This is a genomic window from Ensifer sp. SSB1, from assembly GCF_016652895.1.
GTDB lineage: Bacteria > Pseudomonadota > Alphaproteobacteria > Rhizobiales > Rhizobiaceae > Ensifer.
This window is the reverse complement of record NZ_JAEPRP010000262.1, coordinates 1-7,025: the sequence shown is the minus strand read 5'-3', so window position 1 is coordinate 7,025 and position 7,025 is coordinate 1. Positions and strand designations below refer to the sequence as shown.

At 63.6% G+C, this 7,025-nt stretch carries 6 protein-coding genes; 5 read left to right on the top strand and 1 reads right to left on the bottom strand.

Annotated elements, in window-relative coordinates; translation table 11 throughout:
• From I8N66_RS35100 to I8N66_RS35090, 3 genes are all read left to right on the top strand, one after another.
• Positions 1–1,502: serine hydrolase (locus I8N66_RS35100; RefSeq protein ID WP_291164475.1), on the top strand; the 1,502-nt coding region annotated here is incomplete at its 5' end.
• Positions 1,503–1,509: 7 nt separating this feature from the next.
• Entirely contained in the window at positions 1,510–2,604 is a 1,095-nt protein-coding gene (locus I8N66_RS35095; RefSeq protein WP_291164472.1) for a pyridoxal phosphate-dependent aminotransferase family protein, read from the top strand.
• Between the two features lie 366 nt (positions 2,605–2,970).
• Positions 2,971–3,771 (top strand): M55 family metallopeptidase, encoded by an 801-nt coding sequence (locus I8N66_RS35090; protein WP_223729417.1) that lies wholly within the window; start codon positions 2,971–2,973, stop codon positions 3,769–3,771.
• On the opposite strand, the gene I8N66_RS35085 is transcribed toward I8N66_RS35090, so the two are convergent.
• On the bottom strand, positions 3,772–4,713 hold the full coding sequence (locus I8N66_RS35085) for a LysR family transcriptional regulator (RefSeq protein ID WP_223729416.1): 942 nt from the start codon (positions 4,711–4,713) through the stop codon (positions 3,772–3,774).
• Positions 4,714–4,918: 205 nt separating this feature from the next.
• On the opposite strand from I8N66_RS35085, the gene I8N66_RS35080 reads away from it, so the two are divergent.
• Together I8N66_RS35080 and I8N66_RS35075 are read left to right on the top strand one after the other, a co-directional pair.
• Positions 4,919–6,544: an amidohydrolase gene (locus I8N66_RS35080; protein WP_291164465.1), complete on the top strand. Its 1,626-nt coding sequence runs from the start codon at positions 4,919–4,921 to the stop codon at positions 6,542–6,544.
• A gap of 55 nt (positions 6,545–6,599) precedes the next feature.
• Positions 6,600–7,025 (top strand): ABC transporter substrate-binding protein (locus I8N66_RS35075; RefSeq protein WP_291164462.1); only part of this gene is annotated, 426 nt, incomplete at its 3' end.

Here is a 7,025-nt window from a genome sequence, read left to right as displayed (position 1 = left end):
TCCGTATCGGCTCGATCACCAAGTCCTTCACGTCGCTCGCGAACATGCAGCTGGTCGAAAAGGCCCTTGTCGATATCGATGTCGACGTCTCGACCTATCTGCCCGGTTTCAAGCCGGTGAACCCGTTCGCCGGCGCCGAGGGCGGGCCCTACGGCTCGGTCATCAGCCTGCGCAAGCTGATGACCCATACGGCCGGGCTCGTGCGCGAACCGAAGAGTGGCCACTATCTCGACGCAACCCGTCCTCCGCTGGAGGACACCGTCGACGAGCTTGCGAGCTCGACCTTGAAGCAGGATCCGAGCCTCGGGGTGATGCATTACTCCAACGCCGGCATCGCCGTCGTCGGCCGGGTGATCGAGGTCGTCACCGGCCAGAGCTATTCCGACTATGTCGCTGCCAATATCCTGAAACCGCTTGGCATGGACAGTTCCTCCTGCGGCATGGCGCCCGGCATTCGCGAGCGGCTTGCGCCGGCCGACATGTGGACGCTCGACGGCGATACGCCGGCGCCGGTGTTCAGCCTGGGTGGCTCGCCGGCCGGCAACATCTTTTCAACCACGGGTGATATGGCACGCTACGCCCAGTGCCTGCTGCGCGGCGGATTCGACGCTGAGGGCAATTCGATCATCTCGCCTGCATCGCTGCGCGAGATGTGGACGCCGTTCGGCAAACGTCCGGCCGGCCATGACAAGACACTCAACGGGTATGGCCTGTGCTTTGGTTCCGGCGACGTCGACGGCTGGACCTCGGTCGGCCATGGTGGCGCCGTCTACGGTTATGCTTCGCAGATGATGCTTCTGCCTGCCGCCGGCGTCGGCGTGCTTATCTTTGCGACCCTTGATTTCGCCAACCAGATCGCCTCGCGGCTCGGCGTCGACGGCGTGCGCATCGTTCTTGCCGAACGCAAGATGGGCAAGATGCCGGAGCGGACACAGCGTCCGCCGGAGATCCCCGAGGCGCAGTTCAAGACCCTGCCGGGCTATTACCGCGACGACGCCACGCAGGAGATCGTCGAGGTCAAATCCAAGGACGGCAAGATCTACCTGATGGGCGAGGGCGTTCCGCACCGGATACGTCCGGTTGCCGGCAACGATTTCGTCATCGACGGTCGCATCTACGGGCGCGGCGCGGACTACGCCCACATGAACCTCTCCTTCCCGGAAGCCGGCAAGCTCGTCTGGCGGGATACAAGCTGGACACGGATAGAGACGCCCGACGACGAGACCGTGCCCGACGCTATTGCGCCGCATCTCGGCGAATACGGGCCGGACTTCAACATCACCTACCTGACCTACAGCCATGGCGGCCTGAAGTGCCTGATCGAGTACTTCTGCACGCACACCTGCGAGCCGGTCGAAGAGGGGCGCTTCCGCATGCATGGGCGGCTTTACGAAGACGAGATCCTCGAACTCGACGCCGTCGACGACAACGGCAAGCGCGGCATCCGCGTCGGGCCGATGTTCCTGGAGCGGCGCAGCCCGTCCCAGGCCGAAGCGGCGTGACCCAACCATGACCGCTCCAATCAAGATGGAGTCACCTCTTGGCGCCCGCATGTTCATCGGCGGGCGCGAGGTCGACTATTATTGCGGTACGTCGTACTTCTGCCTGCATGGCCACCCCGAGGTGATCGAGGCGGCCTGCGAAGCGACGAGGCGCTACGGCATGGGGCCGGGGACACTCGCCCATATGCAGGTCTATGCCGATTTGCAGGAGCGGTTGCGCGACTGGTTCGGCACGGAGGAGGTCGTCTACATGATCTCCGGCTACACCAGCCCCATGGTGTTGCTGCAGGGGCTGCGCGACGAATTCGATGTCATCCTCATGGATTCCGCAACGCATTACAGCACCCGTGACGCAATCCCGACGCTCGGCAAGCGGGTTCATGAATTTCGGCATGCCGATCCGGAGGACCTTGCTGCACAACTGTCGCTGCATGTGAAGGCGGGCGAGCGGCCGGCGGTGCTGACCGACGGCGTCTTTCCGTCGTCCGGGCGATTGGCGCCACTTGGGGATTACCGGCAGGCCATGGCCCCCTATGATGGCGCGCTGCTCTGCATCGACGATTCCCACGGCGTCGGCGTTCTTGGTGAGACCGGCCGCGGATCGCTGCAGCATGCGGGGCTCGAAGGCGACGGCAACTATCTCGCGGGCACGATGAGCAAGGCGTTCGGCGCGCTTGGCGGCATCGTTCCCAGTAGTGCGGATCTGGCGGCCAAGATCGCGGGCAATGCCATGATCATGCGTGGGGCCTCGCCGGCACCACCGGGTCTTGCAGCCGCTGCTGCCGCATCGTTGCGCGTTCTGCAGGCGACTCCGGAAAAGCGCGCCAACCTCGTTCGCAACGTCAAGCATATGCGCAGCGGACTGCGGACCCTTGGGTTCGACGTTGCCGACACGCCGGTGCCGATCGTCACCATCAAGGGCGTCACCGACCTCGAGCAGCTGCGCGATCGCCTGGCGGAGCGCGATATCATCGTGAGGGTGCAGCAGCCTGGCGGTTATTCCGACGCGTCAGATGTCGCGACCATGCGGCTTGCGGTGTTTTCCGAGCACACGACTGATCAGATCGATCGGCTCCTGCAGTCGATGGGTGAGCTTCTCTAGACCTGAGTGTGGTGATGCCACCGACTTGGCGACGGCGAGAGCTCCGCGCTACCGACCGCGCGCGCGTCTGTTCGTCAGGGGGTATCCATAACCAATTGAACTCTCAGGACTTAGGCGATTTTTGCATGAAGTTTTGCCCAAATTGAATTGGCCTGTGGCGGCGAGCTGCACCAATGTTCCGTCCAAACGACATGCAAATCGCGGATCACCAGTCAGACGCGCCTCGCCGATAACTTGCCCAAGTGGCCGCTAAAGCCCCGTGGTCGTCGGCTGCGCCGAACGCGCTCTGCTTGGCCTTCGCGATGCCTGCCTGAAACGACCGCATCTATCCCGCTTTTCCCGATTGACCGATAGAGGAACCCACCCATGAAAGTCTTCATTTCCGCTGACATCGAAGGCACCGCAGGCATCGCGCAATGGGACGAAGCGGAGCGCACCCATGCCGACTGGACCGAATTTCGCGCCCTGATGACCGCCGAGGTGGTCGCTGCCTGCGAGGGCGCGCGCGCTGCGGGTGCGACCGAAGTCGTGGTGAAAGACGCCCATGACAGCGGCCGCAACCTCATCCTCGACCGCTTGCCGGACTATGTCCGCATCGTGCGCGGCTGGTCCGGCCATCCGGATGCGATGATGTTCGGCCTCGATGCCGGCTTCGCGGCCGCGATCTATACGGGCTACCACTCCAAGGCGGGCAGCGAGGCAAATCCGCTCGCCCATACCTCCACCATGCGCATCTCGCGCCTGCTTCTGAACGGCGAGGTCGCCTCGGAATTCACCGTCAACGCGCTCTGTGCTGCCGGTTACGGCGTACCGTCGGTCTTCCTTGCCGGCGATGCCGGCATTTGCTCTGAGGCGCGGGCGATGGTGCCGGGGCTGAAGTCCGTGGAAACACTGGAGGGCAAAGGTCGTTCGACCACGTCGATCTCGCCTGCTTGGTCGCGCCGGCTTATTCGCGAAGGCGTGGCAGAAGCGCTTGCCGGCGATTTCGCTCAGGTGCTGCCGTCCAGGGCCGAGCGCTACGAAGTGGTGATCGAGTTCAACAATCCGACAGATGCCTATCGTGCCGGCTGGTATCCCGGTGCCTACGCGCACGGTCCTCGCGCCGTCGCCTTCAAGCATGCGGATTTTGCGGAGATCCTGCGCGCGCTGGTCTTCCTGAAGGCCTGATCAGGCGGGCTCGCGTTCCAGCAGCAGCTTTGCCGTGTGCCAGAGGTCTTCGACCCTCCGGCTGCGCATCGCGGCGTGGCGATAGAGGCGTATTTCGAGGTCGAGATTCCAGCCCGTGTCCGCGGAGGCGGGTACCAGGTCTCCGGCCTCGATCACGTCGCGCGCGAGGCTCTCTGGCAGCCAGCAGACGCCGGCGCCCGTCACCGCCATGTTCATCAGCCCGGCGCTGATCGTGTTTTCATGCGTCGTGCGGCGCCGGAAGGGCGGGCGACGGAGCATGAGGCGCGACAGGGCGACGCCGAAAAAGGAATTGAACCCGTAGCTCAGATAGGGAACGGCGAGCCGCGGCTGTGCGACGGCGCGGTCGAGGATGTGCAGCCCCGGCAGTGTGCCACCGGGAATGGAGACGTTTGCGGCGGCGAGCGGGATCAGCCGATCATGGGCAATCGTCAATGACGAGAACTGTCCGCGGTCGAGATGGAACGGCACCTCCGAATGCGCATAGGTCAGGAAAAAATCCGCCTCGTCGCCGATGAGGGCGTCGAGATTGGCCTCGATGCCGCCGCGGTCGGGCATCAGTGAGGTGCTGAAGGCGCCGCCAGACTTCTCCAGGAGTTTGAGCCAGCGCGGGAAGATCGTTACCGTCAGCGTATGGAGCGCGGCGAAGCGGATGAGGCCTTCTTCGTGAGACGGTCGCAGTGACTCGCGTGCCGCGTAGAAGGTTCGGATCGCCTCCTGCGCAATGGGGAGGAAATTGCGACCGGCCGGTGTCAGTTCCGCTGGCATGGTGGCGCGGCTGATCAGCGTTGCTCCGAGCCAGCCCTCCAACTGCTTGATGCGGCGGCTGAAGGCAGGCTGAGTCACGTTGCGCAATTCGGCAGCGCGCGAAAAGCTCCACGTGTCGGCGAGCGTCACGAAGTCCTCCAGCCACTTGATCTCCATGCCCCGCTCCCTTGTGCTTTATGGTTGTGGGGGATCATAAGTTGTTGGAAAGAAATCGCTATGCCGATATTGCATCAGCCTTTGCTAAAAGCGAATTAGCCAAACCCCAACAAACCTTCCACGTTGCGCCCAAGGCAAACAGTTCTGATTTCGAGGCAGCGAGGAGGCTCACGAAATCAGGCTGATAACAAAAGGGGGATTGTTAATGGCCTTCCAGCTTCACGCTGATCTTATCCTGCGCAATGGCCGCATCTGGCGGGGCAGGGAGGAGGGGATCAGCGAGGCCCTAGCCATCTGGCAGGGCAAGGTTCTGGCTACCGGCAGCGACGCCGATATGCTGAGCCTCAAGGGTCCGCACACCGAGGTCATCGACCTCGAAGGTCGTTTCGCCAGCCCCGGGCTCATTGACAACCATCTTCACCTGATCTCCACCGGCATCACCATGGGATGGGTCGATGCGACGCCTGCCGCCGCGCCGACGCTTGCCGCCCTTTTGGAAAAGCTTGCCGAACGCGCCGCCGCGACACCGAAGGGCAACTGGGTGCGGGCGCGGGGCTATGACCAGGTCAAGCTCGATGTCGGCCGGCATCCGACCCGCGAGGAGCTCGACCGCGCCGTTCCGGATCATCCCGTGCTTTTGACGCGCGCCTGCGGCCACGTCGCCATCGCAAATTCGCTGGCGTTCAGTCTGGCCGACGTGACGGAGGCGACGCCGGTGCCGGATGGCGGCGTGATCGGTACCACCGATGGCCGCCTCAACGGGTTCCTCGCGGAAAACGCGCAGAACCTCATCAAGACCGCTATGCCCGAGGTGACGACCGAGGAACTGATCGACGGCATCGAACGGGCCGGACGCTATCTTCTCTCGCTGGGCATAACGAGCTGCATGGACGCGGCGGTCGGTCAACTCGCCGGCTTTGCAGAAATCCAGGCCTATGAGATGGCCAAGCTTTCGGGTCGGCTGCCGGTGCGCGTCTGGCTGACGCTGCTGGGTGATCCCGGTGTCTCGATCGTCGAGGATTCCTGGCGTGCAGGGCTCATTACCGGCGCGGGCGACGACATGTTGCGCGTCGGCGCGGTGAAGATCTTTCTCGACGGTTCGGCCGGGGGGCGCACCGCCTGGATGACGCAACCGTATCAGGGGGAGCCCGACAATATCGGCGTGCAGATGCTGCCGGATGCCGACGTCGAGGCGATCGTCAAATCCTGCCACGATCGGGGCTATCAGATGGCCTGCCACGCCATCGGCGACGGTGCGATCGAGCAGCTGGTCACAGCCTATGAAAAGGCGCTGGCCGCCAAGCCCGACCCGGATCGGCGTCACCGCATCGAGCATTGCGGCTTCTCGAGCCCCGACCAAGATCGACGCATGAAGGCGGCTGGCATCCTGCCGGCGCCGCAGATGGCCTTCATCCACGATTTCGGCGACAGCTACGTTTCCGTGCTTGGCGAGGAACGCGGCAAGGCGTCCTACCAGATCGGCACCTGGATGCGCATGGGTCTCAAACCTTCGACAGGCTCGGACTCGCCGGTCTGCTCGCCCGATCCCTTCCCGAACCTTCACGCCATGATCACGCGCAAGACCGGCAAGGGCACCGTGATGGTGGAGACGGAGAAGCTGAGCCGCGAGGAAGCGTTGCAGGCCTATACGGAGTACGGCGCCTATTCGCAGAAGGCCGAGGGCGTGAAGGGCAGACTGGTGCCGGGCCAATGGGCCGACATTGCGGTCTTCGACAACGACCTGCTGGAAGCGCCGGCGGAAACCATCCTCTCAGGCACACGCTGCCTGATGACCCTGCTTGCAGGCCGCGTCGTGCATGACGCGCGCTGACGGCCTGCCGGACTGACCAACACAAAGCCGAAAACGGCACGAGAGGGAAAACAGCATGCTGAAAAGATTGACACTGGCCGCAATGCTCAGCCTCGGCGTGGCTACCGGGGCACTGGCCGCCGGCGAACGCCACGGCGGGACGCTCGTCTTCACCGCACCCTATGGTTCGAGCTTCGCCACGCTTGATGTCCAGGCAAGCCCGAACACGCAGGAAGAATTTATCACCCAGGCCATCCATCGCGCGCTCTACAGCTGGGATTCGATCCAGAACAAGCCGGTGCTGGAACTGGCAAGCTCGGAAGAGGTCTCCGACGACGGCACGGTGCACACCTATCACCTGCGCGACAACGCCGTCTTCCACAACGGCAAGCCGCTGACGGCTGACGACATCATCTACAGCTACAAGCGCATCGCCAACCCGAAGAACGCCTTCCCGGGCGCGAGCTACATCGCCGTCATCAAGGGCGCGGAAGAGTTCATT

What these genes read in the sequence shown, in the direction of transcription:
- I8N66_RS35095 (WP_291164472.1), top strand. Translation starts at nt 1,510, where the DNA reads ATGACCGCTCCAATCAAGATGGAGTCACCTCTTGGCGCCCGCATGTTC.
- I8N66_RS35090 (WP_223729417.1), top strand. Translation starts at nt 2,971, where the DNA reads ATGAAAGTCTTCATTTCCGCTGACATCGAAGGCACCGCAGGCATCGCG.
- I8N66_RS35085 (WP_223729416.1), bottom strand. Translation starts at nt 4,713, where the DNA reads ATGGAGATCAAGTGGCTGGAGGACTTCGTGACGCTCGCCGACACGTGG.
- I8N66_RS35080 (WP_291164465.1), top strand. Translation starts at nt 4,919, where the DNA reads ATGGCCTTCCAGCTTCACGCTGATCTTATCCTGCGCAATGGCCGCATC.